Below are 17874 nucleotides of genomic sequence, written 5' to 3'. Positions count from 1 at the left end.
CTGCGTCATTGCCGTTGCGGCTTCGGCACCACGGCGACCGGGCAGTGCGCGTGGTGCAGCACGCCGCGGCTGACGGACCCGAGCGCGGTGGCGCCGAGACCTCCCAGGTCGCGCGAGCCGACCACCACCAGGTCCGCCTGCGTCGACGCGTCGCAGATCGCCGCGACCGGGTGATCGCAGACCGCCGTGATGATCGTCGGCACGCGGGGGTAGCGATCGTTCCAGGCCCGCAGCCGCTCCTCGACGGTGTGCTTCCCGGCCGCGAAGAGGTCGTCGAAGTACGCGCTGTACCCGCTGGCGTACGGCGACAGGATGGCGGCCTGCCAGGCGTACACCACCTGCACCCGGGCCGTTCGCCGCTCGGCCTCCGCGAAGGCGTACTCGAGGGCGCCTTCGGAGTGCGCGGCGCCGTCGAAGCCGACGACGATCTGCCCCTGAACGGTGTCCTGGCCCCCGCGGACCACCACGACGGGGCAGGCCGCGTGCCCGGCGAGCCCGATGCTCACCGAGCCCATCAGCATGCCGGCGAACCCGCCCACGCCCCGGCTGCCGACGACGATCTGGAGCGCGTCGTCGGACTCCTTGATGAGCATGCCGATGATCCGTCCCGACAGCAGGGCCGTCGTCACCTCGGTCGCGGGCGCCTGGGCGCGGGCGACCTCCGCGGCGGCGTCGAGGATGCCCTCGCTGTAGCGCGCGATCCCCTCAGGAGCCTCGGGGACGGGCTGGTAGGGGAGGTCGTGGCCCCACGGCTCGAACACGTGGACGATGCGCAGCGCGGCTCCCCTGCGGGTGGCGTCCTCGGCGGCCCATTTGACCGCGATCGTCGCCGGACGCGAGCCGTCCGTGCCCACGGTGACGTGTTCAGACATCTGAGATCCCCCCAACCTCGGTCCCGCGGCCCCAGGGGGTTCACTACCCACGGGCGCCCGTCCTGTATGTCGGGGTTCTGTCCACGGTCGGGGACCGAGGGGGACGCCGTCCCGTCGCATGTGGTGGCCGCGACGGCTCCGGCGCCCCCTGGGAGCGGCCCGGGGGACATGGGGGAGCTCAGTACGGCAGCGGCCGGCCTGACGGGCTTCGCAGGTCCAGGTCGCCGCCTGTGGTGGCGTGCCGGCGTTTGCGGATCCGTGTCTGGCGCATCGTCGATGGCTCCTGTCGGCTCAGCGGTGGGCGTGCTGGTGGCCGTTGCCGGTGGGGAGCTCGAACCAGACGGTCTTCCCGTCGCGCGTGCGTTCGCAGCCCCAGCAGCAGGCCAGCAGGTCGAGCAGGGCCAGCCCGCGGCCGTGCTCGTCGTCGTCGGCGGCGTGGCACAGGTGGGGCAGCGTGGGGTCGGAGTCCTCGACCTCGCAGCGCAGCAGGCCGTCGGAGGCGAACAGGGTGAGCCGGTACGGCTCGTGCGCGTGGCACAACGCGTTGGTGACCAGCTCGCTGACCAGCAGTTCGACGACGTCGCTCGGCTCGTCGAGCCCCCAGGAGGACAGCCGGGCCCTGGCGAGGTGCCGGGCCCGGGGCACCGACGACATCCTGGGCGGGAGCGACCAGGAGGCGGCCTGCGCGTCCGGCTTCCGGGTGATGCCGGCGGCGAGGTCCTTGAATTGCTGGAGGCCGGCCTTGACCAGGTCCAGGAGGTATCGGCCGTGCCCTGTTACGGCTGAGTCCCGCCAGTCGCCCTGGCGGGGTGCGAGGTAATCCATGACGACGGATTCGGGGTATGCGTTCATGCTGCACGTCCGAGATGGGTGCGATGGGCGGGAACGGTGCGCCCATCGGGCAGAAGCTCGCCGGTGTCCTCGAAGATCACCACGCCGTTGCAGAGCAGGCCCCATCCCTGTTCCGGGTGGAAGGCCACCAGGCAGGCCGCGTCGTGGTCGGAGGCGTATGCGGACGGGCACTGAGGCTGGTGCCTGCACATGGTTCGCTCCTCTGTCTTCGCTGGTCACGACGTTTCTTGCGGACGTCATCCAGCATCGCCGGAGGAGGAGCGCCGGGGGACGGGATAAACGCCCACATAGGTACCCGTTCCTACCTACGTAGGTAATCTCCGGGCCTTGTTGATCTACAACGTAAAGGCGCTCGGGACGGGACGCGCCTAGCCGCGCACGGCGCGCAGAGCGCCGGGCTGGCGGCGGTTGAGGCGGTCCAGGGCGGCGGAGGTGGCGTCGTCGGCGGGGAGGTAGACGATCAGGCGCTGGCCCTCCGTGGCGAGGGTCTCGTAGGCCAGCCGCAGCTCGCCCACCTCCGGGTGGACGAGGCGCTCGACACCGGTGCGGTGCGGCGTGGACGGCGCGGCCCGCAGCCGTCCGGCGAAGGGGGAGCCGGCGACGATGGTCAGCTCGTCGACGAGGTGGACGAGGTCCGGGTCGTCGCGGGAGGACTCGGCCCTGAGCGAGGCGACCCGCTCGTCGGCGACGCGCTCCCAGTCGGGGTACGCGGCCCGGGCCCGGTCGTCGGTGAACACGTACGCGACCCGGTTCGGCGGCCGTCCGTCGAGGAGGCCGAGGGGCCTGGCGAGGCGGTCGTAGCCGGAGGTGTGGGCGACCGTCTCGTCGAGCCGGTTGAGCAGCACGGCCGGGGTGGGTTCCAGCCGGCCGAGCAGCGCCCGCATGGTGGGGGTCACGTCCCGTTCGGGCGGCAGCCTGCCCGCGCACAGGAAGTCGGCGCCGGAAGCCGCCTTGGCCAGGTTGCGCAGCCGTACCCGGTCGCCCGCCGACAGCTGGAGGGCGTCCGCGAGCGCGGCGAGGACCTGCGCCGACGGGTGCCGGTCGCGCCCCTGCTCCAGCCGGGTGAGGTAGTCGACGCTGACCCCGGAGATGGTGGCCAGCTCGGCTCGCCGCAGGCCGGGCGTGCGGCGACGGCTGCTGGTGGGCAGCCCCACCTGGCCCGGAGTGACGGCTTCGCGGCAGATGCGGAGGAATGTCCCCAGCTCGATGTCGCTCACAGGCAGAGTGTACGGCGGGCGCCGGGAGCGGATCGTGGCCCTGTCAGGGCTAGCCTCGTCCCGGCCTTCCCGGGGCCCGGCCGGGCTTCACACACTGGGTTCATGACCTTCACGACGAACGAGATCGCCTATCTGAACAGCCAGCCGCTCGGGCGTCTGGCCACGGTCGGGCCCGGCGGCCGGCCGCACATCGTGCCGGTCGGGGTCTTCTACGACCCGGAGACCGGGACCATCGTGATCGGGGGCCACGCGGGCACCGGCATGGCGGCGAGCAAGAAGTTCCGCGACGCCGCGCGCCATCCCGACGTCGCGTTCGTGGTGGACGACCTGGCGTCCGTCGATCCCTGGACGCCGCGCGGCATCGAGATCCGGGGGCGGGCGGAGACGCACACCAGCGGCGGCGAGGAGGTCGGCAGGCGCATCGGCGCGAACATGCCGTTCGACCCGGCGTGGATCCGCATCCACCCGCGCCGGATCCTGGCGCGCGGGATCGACACCGACCCCTACGAGCTGTCCGCCAGGGACGTGGCGTGATGCGCCACCGGCTGCTCGGCCCGACCGGGCTGCGTGTCTCGGAGCTGTTCCTCGGCGCGATGACCTTCGCCGGTCCTGACGAGGCCCGCAAGATGATCGACCTGTACGCGGACGCGGGCGGCAACGTCATCGACACCGCCTCCGCCTACGGCGCCAGCGAGGAGGTCCTCGGCGATCTCCTCCGGCACCGCCGGGACCGGTTCGTGCTGGCCACCAAGTACACGCTGTCGCGGGACGCCCGCGACCCGAACGCGGGCGGCAGCCACCGCAAGAACCTCGCCCTGTCGCTGGAGGCGAGCCTGCGGCGGCTGCGCACCGACTACGTCGACCTGCTCTGGGTGCACGCGTGGGACCCGTACACGCCGATCGAGGAGACCATGCGGGCGCTGGACGACGCCGTCCGCGCCGGGAAGGTCCTCTACGTGGGGGCGTCGAACCTTCCCGCGTGGCTGGTGTCGCGGGCCAACGCCCTGGCCGAGTGGCGCGACTGGACCGCGTTCGCCGGCGTGCAGGTGCGCTACAGCCTGCTCAGACGCGACATCGAGCGGGAGCTGCTGCCCATGGCCGAGGCGAGTGGGATGAGCGTGGCCGCCTATGGAGCGCTCGCCGGGGGCGTGCTCTCGGGCAAGTACGTCGGCGCCGCCCCGACCGGCGCCAGGCTGGATCCCGCGTCGCTCACCGCACGGGATCATGAGGTCGCGCGTGCCGTGCGGGAGGTCGCCGGCGACCTGGGGGTGACGGCGTCCCAGGTCGCGATCGCCTGGACCCGTGCCCGCTCGCGCGTGGTGCATCCGATCGTCGGCGCCCGCGACGCCGGGCAGCTCGCGGACAACCTCGGCGCGCTCGACGTCACCCTGCCGGCGGACGCCCTGGTTCGCCTGGACGCGGCGGCGCCGTTCGAGGTGGGCTACCCGGCCGACGTCAACGGCGGGTCCCGTCCGTGGCTGTTCGGCGACGGGGAGGACCGGTTCGAGGGCCGGGGGTGAATGTGTAGCAGCGCTTAAAGATATTCCCCATCACTTTTCACTTGTCCTGTCGGGTGCTGTCGGGCAGCCTGGCGAAGCGGACCAGCCGGACAGGGAGGCGGAAAGTGATGATCGGGGGACGTGGCTCGCTGGCGCGCATGGGCGTGCTCGCGCTGCTGTGGGGGTCGGGCTTCCTGTGGATCAAGCTGGCCCTGAACAACGGGCTGACCCCGCTCCAGATCACCTTCGCGCGCTCCGCGCTGGGCGCGGCCGTCCTCGTCGGCCTGGCGTGGTCGGCGCGCCAGCGCCTCCCGCGCGACCGGGCGACCTGGGGCCGCCTGGTGGTGGCGGCCTTCTTCTGCAACGCGCTGCCGTTCTTCCTGTTCAGCGTCGGCGAGCAGAGCGTCGGCTCGGGCGTGGCCGGGGTGCTGAACGCGACGACCCCGCTGTGGTCGCTGCTGATCGGCCTCGCGCTCGGCACGGAGCGCGGCCTCGGCCCGGTCCGCCTGGGCGGGCTGCTGCTCGGATTCGCCGGCACGTTGCTGATCTTCGCGCCGTGGCAGGCCGCCGGGCTGCTGAGCTGGGGCGCGCTGGCCCTGCTGGGGGCGGCGGCGAGTTACGCCGTCGCCTTCGCCTACATGGCACGCCGGCTCACCGGCAAGGGCACCGCCCCCATCGCCCTGTCCGCGGCCCAGCTCGTCACGGCGGCGGGGCTCAGCGCGCTGGCCCTGCCGGCGGGCGGCGCCTCGGTGAACCTGAACGCGACGGCGGTGATCGCCGTCGCCGTCCTGGGGATCTTCAGCACCGGGCTCACCTTCTACCTCAACTACCGGCTCATCGCGGACGAGGGCGCGACCAGCGCCGCCACGGTCGGATACCTGCTCCCGGTCGTCTCGGTGGCGCTGGGGGCGATCGTGCTCCACGAGGAACTCGGCCTTCGGGTCATCGCGGGGATGGCCGTCGTCCTCGTCGGCGTCGGGATGACGCGGTGGCGCAGGCAGCCGGCCGGACGGGCTCCGACGCCCCGCGAAGCGAGCACGGCGAGCCGGGTCACATGATGGCCAGCTGGCCGCCGTCGATGACCAGTTCGGTGCCGTGGATGAAGGCGGCGTCGTCGGAGGCCAGGAAGGCGTACGCGGCGGCGACCTCCTCGGGCAGTCCGGCCCTGCCGAGCGGGATGTGGTCGCGCTCGTAGGCGGAGACGAAGCCGTCGGCCAGGCCGGAGGAGATGGCGGCGTTCAGCGGGGTCTGGATGTAGCCGGGGCAGAGCGCGTTGACGCGGATGCCGTGCTTGCCGAGCTCGACGGCCATGGTCCTGGTGAGCAGGAGCACGCCGCCCTTGGAGGCGTTGTAGTGCGCGTAGTCGGCCTCGCCGCCGAGCCCGTTGGTGGAGGACATGTTGAGGATCACGCCACCGGAGCCGCGTGCCACCAGGTGCTGGGCGACGGCCTGGGCCATCAGGAACATGCCGCGCAGGTTGACGGAGATGATCCGGTCCCAGTGGCCGGGGGTGATCTGCAGGAACGGCTCGCGCCAGGCGGTGCCGGCGTTGTTGATCAGGACGTCGACGCCTCCCAGGGTGGCGACGGCGGCCTCGACCAGCCGGTGGACGTCGGCCTCCGAGCTGACGTCGCCCGCCAGCCCGCTCACCTGTCCGAGCGGGCTCAGCTCGGCCACGGTCCGGTCCACCTCGGCCTGGTCGAGGCCGCCGAGGACGACCCGGGCGCCCTCCTGGAGGAAGCGGCGGGCGGTGGCGGCGCCGATGCCGCTGCTGCCGCCGCTGATCAGTACCCGCTTTCCGGTCAGTCCGCGCATGGTGTCCTCTCTTCAGCGCACGGCGCCGCGGGCGGCGACGCGCAGTTCCTTGGTGACCTGCCCGTTCTCGACGCCGTAGGCATGGTCGAAGAGGTTGACGACCGAGCAGGCGTGGCTGGGGATGAGCTGGAGCCGCGTTCCGACGGGCAGCTCGGCGGGCGATTCGGGGTCCAGCAGGGCGACCCCGTGCTCCTCGTTGAGGAAGTCCATGCGCAGGTGCGGCAGGCCGGCGGCCCTGATCCAGCCGGGGGAGCCGGATCCGTCGGAGGTGAGGCTCTTGGTGCCGGCGTCGAGGACGACCCGCTCGGCCGTCGGGCGGCCGACGACCGTGGTCAGGACGCGGGCGGCGGTCGTCTGCTCGGTGGCGACGCCGAGGCGCATCATGGCGGTGTCGTTGAAGATGTAGGTGCCCGGGCGGATCTCGGTGACGCCCGCGACGCCGGCGACGTGCCGGGCGGTGGGGGTGCAGCCGACGCTGATCTCGCGCAGCTCGATCCCGTCGCGGGCGCACAGCTCGGCGGTGGCGATCAGGTCGGTGCCCTCGCGGCGCGCGGTCTCCGCGAGCTCCCGTTCCGTGCGGGAGTGGTAGGCGTGACCGGCCAGGGTGAGCAGGCCGGCGACGTCGATGCCGGGGATCGCGGCGATCTCGGCGACGAGGTCGGCGGTGGGGCGTCCTGGCGGGCGTCCGAGCCGGTGCTGGCCGGTGTCGACCTCGACCAGCACCTCCACGGGCGTTCCGCCCAGGCGGGCGAGCCCGGCGGCGACGTCGGGGGAGTCGAGGCTGACGCGCACCCGGGCCCGCTCGCGGAGGGCGGCCAGGCGGCGCAGCTTGGGCTCGCCCCAGATGGGGAAGGCGAGCAGGATGTCGTCGATCCCGGCGTCGGCCATGATCTCGGCTTCGCCGAGCTTGGCGCAGGTGACGCCGGTCGCGCCGGCGTCGAGCTGCATCCGGGCCAGCTCGGGCATCTTGTGCGTCTTGACGTGCGGGCGGAGTTTGACGCCGTGCCTGGCCGCCGTCCTGGCCATCTCGTCCACGTTGGCCCGGACCGTGTCGAGGTCGATGACCAGTGCCGGGGTGTCGATTTCGGGATGCATCGGGGTGACCGCCCTCTCGGGTGTATGGCGAGCTCCGCCAGAAAATAGCACCTGTTCCGTGATGTGCACCATCATTCCGCTATTCGGAATATACGGGCTGGTTTTCTGGAAGAGGGCTGGGGTCGGGCGGCCGTCCGCCTGCGAAGGTCGAGTGTACGGGTGACCCCTTGACAGTCGTTCGCCCTGCTGCTGTTCTTTCGCATGTACGGAACTGCATTCTGTGATGCGGAATAGGAGCATGTATGAGACTCGGCACGGTGCGAGCGGACGGGAGCCGCTTGCCCGCGGTGGAACGCGAGGGCCTGTGGCACGCGCTGGACGTCCCGGCGGGCACCCCGCTGGAGGCGGTGCTGGCCGGCGGGGCCGAGCAGGTCCGCCGCCTGGCCGGTTCGGCGACCCGGCCCCTCGAAGGGGCGGCGCCCGTCGCGCCGCTGCGGCCCGGCAAGATCGTCGCGATCGGGCTCAACTACCTCGACCACATCCGCGAGGCCGCGATGGACAAGCCGGAGCGGCCGCTGGTGTTCGCCAAGTTCCCCTCCAGCGTGATCGGCCCCGGCGAGCCGATCGTCATCGACGGCGAGCTGACCGCGCGGGTCGACTGGGAGGTCGAGCTGGCCGCCGTCATCGGCGCGCCGCTGCGGTACGCGAGCCCGGCCCAGGCGCTCGCGGGCGTGGCCGGCTACACCGTGGCCAACGACGTCTCGGCCCGCGACCTGCAGTTCGCCGACGGCCAGTGGACGCGCGGCAAGAGCCTCGACACCTTCTGCCCCCTGGGCCCGGCGATTGTGACCCCTGACGAGGTCGGCGACCCGCAGGCGCTGCGGCTGCGCACGGCCGTCAACGGCGAGACCGTGCAGGACTCCAGCACCGCCGAGATGCTCTTCGGCGTCGCCGAGCTGCTCGCCTACTGCTCGCGCGGCTTCACCCTGGAACCCGGCGACGTCGTCCTGACCGGGACGCCCTGGGGGTGCGGCGAGTTCATGGACCCGCCGCGTGGCCTGCGCCCCGGCGACACCGTCGAGGTCAGCGTCGAAGGCGTCGGCGTCCTGAGCAACCCGGTGATCGCGGGAGGGGCGCGATGAGAGCGCTGGTGTTCACCGCGCCGGGCGTCATGGAGCTGCGCGAGGAGCCCGAGCCCGAGGTGGGCGCGGGCGAGGTGCTGGTGCACGTGGTCGCCTCCGGCATCTGCGGCAGCGAGCTGCACGGCGTGAAGACGCCCGGCTTCCGGGTGCCGCCGCTGGTCATGGGGCACGAGTTCGCCGGCCGCACCGACGACGGCCGAGCCGTCGTGGTCAACCCGATCCTGTCGTGCGGCGCGTGCGACGTGTGCGCCCTGGGGCTGCGCAACGTGTGCAGGAAGCGGCAGATCGTCGGGGTGCACCGGCCTGGCGGGTTCGCCGAGCGGGTGGCCGTGCCGGAAGGGACGCTGACCACGCTGCCGGAGGGGCTCGGCTGGACGGCGGCGGGCATCGTGGAGCCCGCGGCCAACGCCGTGCACGCCTGGTCGCTGGCCGGTGCCCCGGCGGGGGCGAGCGTGGGCGTGATCGGCGCCGGCGCGATCGGGCTGGCCTGCATGCAGGTCGCGGTGGCCGGTGGCGCCTCGCGGGTCGAGATCGCCGACCGGTCGGACAGCCGCCGCGAGATCGCCGCCCGGCTGGGCGCCCACGCGGCGGTCGCCGAGCTGGGCGGCGAGTACGACGTGGTCTTCGACGCGGTGGGCGCGGCCGCCACCCACGAGCAGTCGCTCGCCCGGCTGCGCCCCGGCGGGGTGGCGGTGTGGCTGGGCCTGGCCTCTCCCGCCGCCGGCTTCGACGCCGCCGACCTGGTGCGGGGGGAGAAGCGGGTGCTCGGCTCGTTCGCCTACCGCGACGCCGACTTCGCCGCCGCCGTGGAGCTGGTCGGGGGGTGGGACCTGAGCTGGGTCGACACGTTCCCGCTCGGCCAGGGCGCCGAGGTGTTCACCACGCTCATGAACGGCGGGACGCTGCCGGTCAAGGCCCTGCTCACCCCCTGAACGGAGGCGCCCCATGGATCTCCCCCTCTCCGGGTACCGGCCCGTCTCCCAGCTCAGGGTGCCCGTCCACCGCGTCGAGCGGGCCCGGGTGCCCGCCGTGGACGCCCACCTCCATCTCGGCCGCTGGCTCAGCGCCGACGGCGGGTGGACGGCCCCGGACGTCCCGGCGCTGCTGGACATGATGGACGAGCTCAACCTGCGCGGCATGGTCAACCTCGACGGCCGCTGGGGCAGGGAGCTGGCGGCGAACCTGGAGCGTTACGACGCCGCGCACCCCGGCAGGTTCGCCACCTTCTGCCACGTCGACTGGTCGCTGACCGCCGAGCCGCACTTCGGCGAGAAGCTGGCCGCGCAGCTGCGCGCGTCGGTCGCCGAGGGTGCGGCAGGGCTGAAGGTCTGGAAGGACGTCGGCCTGCGGGTCCGCGACGGTCGCGGTGAGCTGGTCATGCTCGACGACGAGCGGCTGGGCCCGCTGTGGGCGGCGGCCGGGGAGCTGGGCGTGCCCATCGCCCTGCACACCGCCGACCCGGTGGCCTTCTTCGAGCCGCTCGACGAGCGCAACGAGCGGCTCGAACAGCTGGTGGCGCACCCCGACTGGGTGTTCTCTGGGCCGGGGTTCCCGCCGTTCGAACGGCTGATGGAGGCCATGGAGGCGATGGTCGCCGGGCATCCGCGGACCACCGTGATCGGGGTGCACGCCGGGTGCTGGCCGGAGAACCTGGCCTGGGTGGGGCGGATGCTGGATGCGTACCCGAACTTCCACATCGACATCGCCGCCCGCATCGCCGAGCTGGGCCGGGCCCCGCGCGCGGCGCGGGCGCTGGTGCTGCGCCATCCGGGGCGGGTGCTGTTCGGCACCGACGAGATCCCGCCCGAGGCGGAGGTGTACCGGATCCACTTCCGGTTCCTGGAGACGGCCGACGAGGCGTTCGCCCACTCCCTGGAGGACCCGCCGCTGATGGGGCGCTGGACGATCTCCGGCCTCGACCTTCCGGACGAGGTGCTGGGCCAGGTGTACGCGGGCAACGCGCTCAGGCTCGTGCCGAGGTTGGCATGAGGGGCAGGCCCCGCCGGTCGCGGGGCCTGCGGGCCGGGCTACCTGCACGGCGTGTAGGGCTTGTCCTTGAGGGAGTAGTCGGTCGCCTTCTTGATGGCGTTGAAGTTGAGCGTGGCGGCGTTGGCCTTGGGGCAGAAGGTCGACGGGGAGGTCTTGTACTCCACCTGGAAGACCGGCTTGCCGGCCGCGACGAAGGGCTTGAGCTCGTCGCACTCCTTCCACTGGAAGCACTCCTCGTTGACCGCGTAGTCGAAGGCCGAGACCAGGTCGGAGACCTGGCTGAGGTCGTTCTTCAGCGCCACGGACAGGCCGTTGCGGTGCGCGATGTCGGCCAGCGCCCTGTTGAAGACGAGCTGGGTGGCCGGGGTGACGTTCCAGCCGGTGACGGACTTCCCTTCCTCGTGCGCGTTGACGACGTCGAACTCCACGCCGTCGAAGCCGGCCTGGACGCACTTGGCGACCCGGCGCTCCATCATCTGCAGCAGGAAGTCGCGCTGGCCCTTGTCGTTGTTGATGTTGGCCCAGCGTTCGTTGGGGAACTCCGCGCTGAACGGCTTGCCCAGCAGGGAGTTGCCGTGGCTCTTGTGCCAGTCGACGAACTCCTGGTAGTCGGGGCGGAAGTCCTCGATCGACCCGGCGTCGACGTAACAGATGGCCTTGGCGCCCTTGGCGTGGACGGCCTTGACGGCCGCGGTGTTGAGCGTGGAGTTGTTGCCCGCGACGGCGGCGTCGGCGTAGAGGTCGATGTCGAACACGGTCGGCCGGACGCAGGCGCCGCCGGTCTGCGGGGCCACGCAGATGTCGACGTTGACGCCGCCGGTCGAGGCGTAGGCGGAGTTGCCCTGGAGCTGGTACTGCCAGCGGCTGTTGACCGGGGGTTTCCAGATGGCCGCGTGGGCGGTGGCACCGGTCTCAGCCGTCGTGGCCGTCGTAGCCGCGTCGGCGGCGGTGGCGCCGAGTGCCACCGCGGGCGCCAGGGTCAGGACGGTCGCCACGGCGAGCCGGGCGAAGCGGCGCAGCGGGGTGGAGCTCACTGTCTGGTGGGGGATACCCAACACACTCACCTCTGTTCCATATAGCGGAATGATATTCCGGGATAAAGGAAATCGGGGAGTATTGGAGGTTGTCAACCTTTCTCTTGATGTCGAGAATTCCGCGAAAAAGGTGCATGGCGCCGTCCGTTGACCGGCAAGCCGCGCTATCAGCGGCGTTCCGTATTGCGGAACCATAGTCTGTATCGCGGATAGATGGCTATACTCACCGCACGCAGCGGGCCGCCACGCCCGCCGTGCTCCGTGGAGGGAAGAGTCCCATGGCACGCATCGTGTTCGTCGGCGCGGGCAGCGTCGAATTCACCAAGAACGTCCTCTCGGACATCCTGACGTTTCCGGAGCTGGGGGAGTCCACCCTGGTCCTGCATGACATCGACGCCGAGCGGCTGGCGACCGCCGAGGCCATGGCCACCTGGATGATCGCGAAGCTCGGCCGGGGCGCCAAGGTGGAGGCCCACCTCGACCGCCGCGCCGCCGTGGACGGCGCCGACTACGTGATCAACGAGATCGCGGTCGGCGGGCACGCCGCCACGCGCGTCGACTTCGAGATCCCGCGCCGCTACGGCCTGCGCCAGACCATCGCCGACACGCTCGGCATCGGCGGCATCTTCCGCGCGCTGCGCACGATCCCCGTCATGGTCGCCCTCGGCCACGACCTGGCCGAGCTGGCCCCCGGCGCGCTGCTGCTGAACTACACCAACCCGATGGCGATGATCCCCCGCGCCGTCTACCAGGGCACCTCCTTCCAGCGGGTGGTCGGCCTGTGCCACTCGGTGCGCGACACCCAGGCCCGCCTGGCCTCCCTGGTGGGCCTGCCGCCGGAGGAGGTGTCGTTCGTCACGGCCGGGGCCAACCACCAGGCGTTCGTGCTGCGCTTCGAGCACCGCGGCGAGAGCCTGTACCCGGCGCTGGACGAGGCCATCGCCCGCGATCCCGAGCTGCGCAGGACCGTCCGGGTGGAGATGTACCGCCGCCTGGGCTACTTCCCGACCGAGTCCAGCGAGCACGGCTCGGAGTACCTGCCCTGGTTCCTGCACCACGACGACCAGGTGGCGCACTTCCGCATCCCCGTGGAGATCTACCTGCGCTGGTCGGAGGAGAACCTCGACACCTACGAGGAGACCAGGAGACGGCTGGCCGCGGGCCAGGGCGTGGAGATCGAACCGGCCATGGAGCTGGCCTCGGAGGTCATCCACTCCATCGAGACCGGCACCCGCCGGGTGGTCCATGGCAACGTGCGCAACGGCGGGCTGATCTCCAACCTGCCCGACGACGCCTGCGTCGAGGTGCCCTGCCTGGTCGATCGGGCGGGGGTGTCGCCGACCAGGGTCGGCGAGCTGCCGCCCCAGCTGGCCGCGCTGAACCAGACGTTCCTGAACGTGGGCGAGCTGACCGTGCGCGCGGCCCTGGAAGGGCGGCGCGAGCACGTCTACCACGCGGCCATGCTCGACCCGAACGCCGCGGCCACGCTCACGCTCCAGCAGATCCACGACCTCGTGGACGAGATGATCGCGGCCCACGGCGACCTGCTCCCCGAGGGGGTCCGATGAGAGCGGCGCTGGCGGCGGCCGTGCTCGTCGCCCTGGCCGCGACGGGCTGCAGCGCCTCCCAGGAGCAGGCGAGCGGGCCGGTGGAGATCACGCTCTGGCACGGCCAGGAGGACAACTCCGCCAAGTCGATCGAGAAGCTCGTCGGTCAGTTCAACCAGAGCCACCCGGACATCAAGGTCAGGACGGAGTCCGGCGGGGCGACCGCCGACGGCATGCTCCCCAAGATCACCGCCGCGCTGACCTCCGACACCTACCCCGACATCGCCTACCTCTACGGCTCGTGGGCGCCCAACATCGCGCGCAACCCGAAGACGGCCGACCTGTCGGAGCTGGTGAAGGACCCGGCCGTCGGCTGGACGGACTTCTGGGCCAACGAGCGCGAGGCCGTCACCGTCCAGGGCAAGGTCATCGGCTTTCCCGCCGTGGTCGACAACATGGTGGTCCTCTACAACAAGAAGCTGCTGGCCAAGGCCGGGGTGCAGGCGCCAGGGCCGGACTGGACGTGGGACGACTTCCGGTCCATGGCCAAGCGGACGACCGACCCGAAAGCCGGCGTCTTCGGCACCACGTGGGCGATCAGCGGCGGTGAGGAGGCCGTGTGGGGCCTGTGGCCGATGGTCTGGCAGGCGGGCGGCGACATCCTCTCGTCCGACCACAAGAAGGCGGTGTTCAACTCCGCCGCGGGCCAGCAGGCGCTCACCCTGCTCAGGAACATGACGATCGACGACAAGTCGGTCTACCTGGACTCCAGCCCGGCCGAGAAGGGGCAGAAGCTGTTCGAGTCGGGTCGGCTCGGCCTGTTCCTGTCGGGCCCGTGGGTGCTCCCCGACCTGCAGGCGGCCAAGGTCGACTACGGCGTGGCGCGGCTGCCCGGCACGAACGGCAACCATGAGACGGTCTCAGGCCCCGACAACTGGGTGGTGTTCCAGCACGACGAGCGGCGGGTCAAGGCGGCCGCCACGTTCCTGGGCTGGCTCACCTCGGCCCAGCAGCAGCTGGTGTGGATGACCGACACCGGGTCGCTGCCGATCCGCGAGTCGATCACCAAGCTGCCCGGCTACCAGCACTATCTCAAGAAATATCCGGGCATCGAGGTGGTCTCGGCCAACCTGGCCGACGCCAAGCGGGTCCGGCCGGCCACGACCAGGTACCCGCGGGTGTCGTCCTTCATGGCCGACGCGATCGCGCAGACCCTCCTGGGCAGGACCGACCCCAAGACGGCCCTGGACCAGGCGGCGGCCAAGTCGGACGCGGCGCTCGCCGTGCCGGGATCATGACCAGCACCGCGCCGGCGCTGAGCCGCCCCGCCCCCGCGCGCCGGCGGCGTCGCGACCGCCGCAGGCTGGCCGACAACCTAGCCGGGTGGTCGTTCGCGGGCCCGGCGACCCTGGTCATCCTCGGGTTCTCGCTGATCCCCATGGCGTGGGCGCTGGCACTGTCGTTCACCGATTCCGACCTGATGACGCCGGGGCGCAACGTCGGGCTCGACAACTACCGGGCGCTGCTGGTGGATCCGGTCTTCTTCCAGGCGCTGCGTAACACCGGGCTGCTGCTGGTGCTGTACCTGCCGGCCTCGCTGCTGGCGGGCCTGCTCGTGGCGGTGCTGCTGAACAGGAAGGTGCGCGGGATCGGCTTCTACCGGACCTGCTTCCTGGTGCCCTACGTCGCCTCCGCCACCTCGGCCGGGCTGCTCATGGGCTACATCTTCGACCGCGACTTCGGGCTGATGAACGGGCTGTTCGTCAAGGTCGGGCTGCCGGTGCAGGGCCTGCTGAGCAGCCCCTCGCAGGCGATGTTCGTGCTCACCCTGATCTTCTTCTGGACGCGCTTCGGGTTCGCGGTGGTGATCTACCTGGCCGCCATCCAGGAGATCAGCAAGGAGGTCCTGGAGGCCGCCTCGATCGACGGCGCGGGCCGGTGGGCGAGCTTCCGGCACATCATCGTGCCGTCGGTCCGGCCGATGACGATCTTCCTCGCGGTCTGGGGGGTGATCGACGCGCTGCAGTTCTTCGACCTGGTGGTGACCACCACCAAGGGCGGCCCGGCCAACGCGACGGTGACGATCGTCTACTACGTCTGGCAGCTGGCCTTCAGCTTCTTCACCGCCGGGTACGGCGCGGCGGTGGCCTACGTCCTGTTCGCCGGGACGCTGGTGCTGATCGTGGCGGGCCTGCTGGTCGCCCGGCGCAGGGGGGTCATGCGATGAGGCGTCGCCGTCTGCCCAGCGGGTGGCATCTGGTGCTCGTGCCGATGTCGGCGGTGACCGTGCTGCCGTTCGTCTGGATGGTGCTCAGCTCGGTGATGACCCAAGGGGAGCTCAACCGCTTCCCGCCGCCGGTGTGGCCGGCGGGCATCGACCTGGGCGGCTACCGCAAGGTGCTGGAAGGCTCGGACTTCCCGCGCTGGTTCCTCAACAGCGTCATCGTCTCGGGCGCGATCGTGCTCGCCCAGCTGGCGCTGTGCAGCATGGCGGGCTACGCGTTCGCCCGGATCAGGTTCGCCGGCTCCAAGCTCACCCTGGTGCTGGTCATCGCCACGGCGCTGATCCCGTTCCAGCTCACCGTGATCCCGACGTTCCTGATCTTCAACAAGGTGGGGCTGACCGACACGCTGGGCGCGCTGATCGTGCCGCAGCTCAGCTCGGCGGTGGGCATCTTCCTGATGACGCAGTTCTTCCAGTCCTTCCCCAGGGAGCTGGAGGAGGCCGCCCGCATCGACGGGTGCTCGCGGTTCGCGGTGTTCTTCAAAGTGGTGCTGCCGGTGGCCAGGCCGGCCCTGGCCGCGCTGGCCGTCATCACGTTCATCACGGCGTGGAACGACCTGTTCTGGCCGATGGTGGCGATCACCTCCGAGGCCAGGTACACCGTGCAGGTGGGGCTGACGTCGTTCCAGGGCCAGCACCGCGCCGACTGGCCGGCGATCATGGCCGGGACGGTGCTGACGACGCTTCCGGTGCTGGGCGTGTTCCTGTTCGGCCAGCGCCGCTTCGTCCAGGCGCTGACCGGCGCGGTCAAGGGCTGAGACCGCCAGGCAAGGTCGGCTGAGGCGCCGCGACCAGGTCGGCTGAGGCGCCGCGACCAGGTCGGCTGAGGCCGCTAGGCCAGGTCGAGGTAGGGGTTGGCGGGCAGGCCGGTGCTGGAGGTGCGGCAGCGCCACAGCTGCCCGCCGGTCCGGCCGTCCCAGGCGGTGGTCACGTACAGCACGTCGAGGTCGCCGCCGCCGAAGGCGCAGCTCGTCACGTTGGTGGCGGGGATCTCGACGCTCAGGTCGGGCCGCCCGTCGGGGCGCAGGCGGACGACCGCCCCGCCGCCCCACAGCGCGACCCACACGTGACCGGTGGAGTCGACGGTGATCCCGTCGGGCCGGCCGCGGGTGATCTCGGCGAACACCCGGCGATCGGCCAGGCCCCCGCTGACCGGGTCGTAGTCGAAGACGTCGACCCGGCCGGTGGGGGTGTCGACGTAGTAGAGCAGCCGCTCGTCGGGGCTCCAGGCGATGCCGTTGGAGATCGTCACGTCGTCCAGCAGCCGCTCGCAGCGGCGGTCGGGGTCGAGCCGGTAGAGCGCGCCCGCGCCGGGTGCGTCGTCCTCGGCCTTGGTGCCGGCGAAGAAGCGGCCCGCGCGGTCGCAGGCGCCGTCGTTCATCCGGTTGCCCGGCCGCTCGGCGGCCGTCACCGGCGCGAGCAGCTCCAGCCGCCCCCGCTCCAGGACGGCGAAGCCGTCCCTGACGGCGAGCGCCAGGCCGCCGGAGGTGGTGGGGACGGCGACGCCGACCGGCTGGCCGACGTCGATCGTCTCGTGCGAGCCGTCGGCGGGGTCGAGGCGGTGCACGAGGCCCGCGGGGATGTCGACCCACAGGAGCGTGCCCGTGCGCGCGTCCCAGCGCGGCCCCTCACCCAGCCGGGCGTGGGGCACGGGGACGATCTCCGGCTCCAACACTGGCACACCTCTGTTCTGTATAGCGGAAAGCCATTCCAATCGGCAGTCAGGACATCATCGGGAGGTTCGCGCTGTCAAGCGTCAGACCTGCTCGGCGACCGCCCGCCGCAGGCTGTGGCCGAGCTCCTCCATCCGGGCCGGCGACATGCGGTCCTTGATGGCGGTGACGCTCACCGCGGCGACAGGGGCGGTGCGGCCCATGAAGACCGGCACCGCGACGCACCGCACGCCCGGCTCGTTCTCCTCCAGGTCGAGCGCGTAGCCGCGCTGGCGGACCTGGTCCAGGTGGGTGGCGAGCTTGGCCGGGTTGGTGATCGTGTTGCGGGTGCGGGTGGCCAGCGGGCCGTACCTGTCGGCCCACGCCCTGATCGCCTCGTCGGTCGGGTACGTCCAGGCCAGCAGCGCCTTGCCCACGCCGGTGCAGTGCGCCGCGTTGCGCCCGCCCACGACCGAGGTCATCGTGATCGATCGCACCGCCTCGACCTTGTCGAGGTAGACGACCTCGGCGCCGTCGAGCATGGCCATGTGCACGGTCTCGGCGAACTCCTCGCTCACCCGCAGCAGCAAGGGGCGGACCAGGGTGCGCAGGTCCATGCTCTCGTAGAACCTGAAGGCCGTGGCGAGCAGCTCGGTGCCGAGGAAGTAGGGGCCGCTGGGCTCGGGCTGGGCGGCGAAGCCGCGATGCTTCAGCGCGCCGAGCAGGCGGTGCAGCGAGCTCTTGGGCAGGCCGAGCCGGGTGGCCAGCTCGTCCAGCGTCACCCCCCTGCTGTGCTTGCCGATCTCCTGCAGGATCAGCAGGGCCCGATCGACGCTCCCCACCGGGGACTGAGCCTCACCCATGAACTCTCCCTCGCCCGTTCCGAATAATGGAATGCTAGAGCGTAATGCGGAACCGTCCAACACTCCGCTGCGG

19 protein-coding genes are annotated in these 17874 nt (G+C 71.6%); 10 read left to right on the top strand and 9 right to left on the bottom strand.

What is annotated here, in order from left to right:
* Positions 1-5 precede the first annotated feature (5 nt).
* The 4 genes from ABT294_RS39945 to ABT294_RS39930 all read right to left on the bottom strand — a co-directional run bounded on the left by ABT294_RS39945 (position 6) and on the right by ABT294_RS39930 (position 2941).
* The gene (locus tag ABT294_RS39945) at positions 6-872 is read right to left on the bottom strand and encodes a universal stress protein (protein ID WP_350811648.1); all 867 of its coding nucleotides are present in this window, start codon (positions 870-872) and stop codon (positions 6-8) included.
* 291 nt (positions 873-1163) lie between these two features.
* Positions 1164-1697: an ATP-binding protein gene (locus ABT294_RS39940; protein ID WP_350811647.1), complete on the bottom strand. Its 534-nt coding sequence runs from the start codon at positions 1695-1697 to the stop codon at positions 1164-1166.
* 23 nt (positions 1698-1720) lie between these two features.
* A complete protein-coding gene (locus tag ABT294_RS39935) occupies positions 1721-1915 on the bottom strand; it encodes a DUF5999 family protein (protein ID WP_350811646.1) in 195 nt (64 codons plus the stop codon).
* Positions 1916-2092: 177 nt separating this feature from the next.
* Positions 2093-2941, bottom strand: a complete 849-nt coding sequence (locus ABT294_RS39930) for an MmyB family transcriptional regulator (RefSeq protein ID WP_350811645.1) — start codon at positions 2939-2941, stop codon at positions 2093-2095.
* Positions 2942-3043: 102 nt separating this feature from the next.
* On the opposite strand from ABT294_RS39930, the gene ABT294_RS39925 reads away from it, so the two are divergent.
* The 3 genes from ABT294_RS39925 (at position 3044) to ABT294_RS39915 (ending at position 5498) form a co-directional block, all read left to right on the top strand.
* Positions 3044-3475: a PPOX class F420-dependent oxidoreductase gene (locus ABT294_RS39925; RefSeq protein WP_350811644.1), complete on the top strand. Its 432-nt coding sequence runs from the start codon at positions 3044-3046 to the stop codon at positions 3473-3475.
* Positions 3475-4461, top strand: a complete 987-nt coding sequence (locus ABT294_RS39920) for an aldo/keto reductase (protein ID WP_350811692.1) — start codon at positions 3475-3477, stop codon at positions 4459-4461. The genes ABT294_RS39925 and ABT294_RS39920 overlap by 1 nt, the downstream gene beginning before the upstream one ends.
* 107 nt (positions 4462-4568) lie before the next feature.
* Positions 4569-5498: a DMT family transporter gene (locus ABT294_RS39915; RefSeq protein ID WP_350811643.1), complete on the top strand. Its 930-nt coding sequence runs from the start codon at positions 4569-4571 to the stop codon at positions 5496-5498.
* Here ABT294_RS39915 and ABT294_RS39910 read toward each other — a convergent pair.
* Together ABT294_RS39910 and ABT294_RS39905 are read right to left on the bottom strand one after the other, a co-directional pair.
* On the bottom strand, positions 5491-6255 hold the full coding sequence (locus tag ABT294_RS39910; protein ID WP_350811642.1) for an SDR family NAD(P)-dependent oxidoreductase: 765 nt from the start codon (positions 6253-6255) through the stop codon (positions 5491-5493). The two genes, ABT294_RS39915 and ABT294_RS39910, sit on opposite strands and share 8 nt — an antisense overlap.
* Positions 6256-6267: 12 nt before the next feature.
* A complete protein-coding gene (locus ABT294_RS39905; RefSeq protein WP_350811641.1) occupies positions 6268-7350 on the bottom strand; it encodes an alanine racemase in 1083 nt (360 codons plus the stop codon).
* Positions 7351-7592: 242 nt separating this feature from the next.
* On the opposite strand from ABT294_RS39905, the gene ABT294_RS39900 reads away from it, so the two are divergent.
* Genes ABT294_RS39900 through ABT294_RS39890 form a run of 3 tightly spaced genes read left to right on the top strand, consistent with a single transcriptional unit; the run spans position 7593 to position 10421 of the window.
* On the top strand, positions 7593-8432 hold the full coding sequence (locus ABT294_RS39900; protein WP_350811640.1) for a fumarylacetoacetate hydrolase family protein: 840 nt from the start codon (positions 7593-7595) through the stop codon (positions 8430-8432).
* Positions 8429-9364: a zinc-binding dehydrogenase gene (locus tag ABT294_RS39895; RefSeq protein ID WP_350811639.1), complete on the top strand. Its 936-nt coding sequence runs from the start codon at positions 8429-8431 to the stop codon at positions 9362-9364. The genes ABT294_RS39900 and ABT294_RS39895 overlap by 4 nt, the downstream gene beginning before the upstream one ends.
* Before the next feature lie 13 nt (positions 9365-9377).
* Entirely contained in the window at positions 9378-10421 is a 1044-nt protein-coding gene (locus ABT294_RS39890; protein ID WP_350811638.1) for an amidohydrolase family protein, read from the top strand.
* A 38-nt stretch (positions 10422-10459) separates the two neighbouring features.
* Here ABT294_RS39890 and ABT294_RS39885 read toward each other — a convergent pair whose 3' ends face one another.
* A complete protein-coding gene (locus ABT294_RS39885) occupies positions 10460-11485 on the bottom strand; it encodes an endo alpha-1,4 polygalactosaminidase (protein ID WP_350811637.1) in 1026 nt (341 codons plus the stop codon).
* Between the two features lie 248 nt (positions 11486-11733).
* On the opposite strand from ABT294_RS39885, the gene ABT294_RS39880 reads away from it, so the two are divergent.
* Genes ABT294_RS39880 through ABT294_RS39865 form a run of 4 tightly spaced genes read left to right on the top strand, consistent with a single transcriptional unit; the run spans position 11734 to position 16044 of the window.
* Positions 11734-13023, top strand: a complete 1290-nt coding sequence (locus ABT294_RS39880) for an alpha-glucosidase/alpha-galactosidase (RefSeq protein WP_350811636.1) — start codon at positions 11734-11736, stop codon at positions 13021-13023.
* Positions 13020-14300, top strand: coding sequence for an ABC transporter substrate-binding protein (locus ABT294_RS39875; protein ID WP_350811635.1), 1281 nt, complete (start codon positions 13020-13022; stop codon positions 14298-14300). Before ABT294_RS39880 ends, ABT294_RS39875 begins: the two co-directional genes overlap by 4 nt.
* Positions 14297-15229, top strand: coding sequence for a carbohydrate ABC transporter permease (locus ABT294_RS39870; protein ID WP_350811634.1), 933 nt, complete (start codon positions 14297-14299; stop codon positions 15227-15229). Before ABT294_RS39875 ends, ABT294_RS39870 begins: the two co-directional genes overlap by 4 nt.
* Positions 15226-16044, top strand: coding sequence for a carbohydrate ABC transporter permease (locus ABT294_RS39865; RefSeq protein ID WP_350811633.1), 819 nt, complete (start codon positions 15226-15228; stop codon positions 16042-16044). The genes ABT294_RS39870 and ABT294_RS39865 overlap by 4 nt, the downstream gene beginning before the upstream one ends.
* Positions 16045-16118: 74 nt before the next feature.
* On the opposite strand, the gene ABT294_RS39860 is transcribed toward ABT294_RS39865, so the two are convergent.
* Together ABT294_RS39860 and ABT294_RS39855 are read right to left on the bottom strand one after the other, a co-directional pair.
* Entirely contained in the window at positions 16119-16961 is an 843-nt protein-coding gene (locus ABT294_RS39860) for an SMP-30/gluconolactonase/LRE family protein (RefSeq protein WP_350811632.1), read from the bottom strand.
* An 81-nt stretch (positions 16962-17042) separates the two neighbouring features.
* A complete protein-coding gene (locus tag ABT294_RS39855; RefSeq protein WP_350811631.1) occupies positions 17043-17801 on the bottom strand; it encodes an IclR family transcriptional regulator in 759 nt (252 codons plus the stop codon).
* Positions 17802-17874 lie beyond the last annotated feature (73 nt).

Origin of the sequence: Nonomuraea sp. NPDC000554 (genome assembly GCF_040300065.1) — a bacterium.
GTDB lineage: Bacteria > Actinomycetota > Actinomycetes > Streptosporangiales > Streptosporangiaceae > Nonomuraea.
The sequence above is the reverse complement of the archived record's forward strand: the minus strand, read 5'-3'. Positions and strand labels throughout refer to the sequence as shown.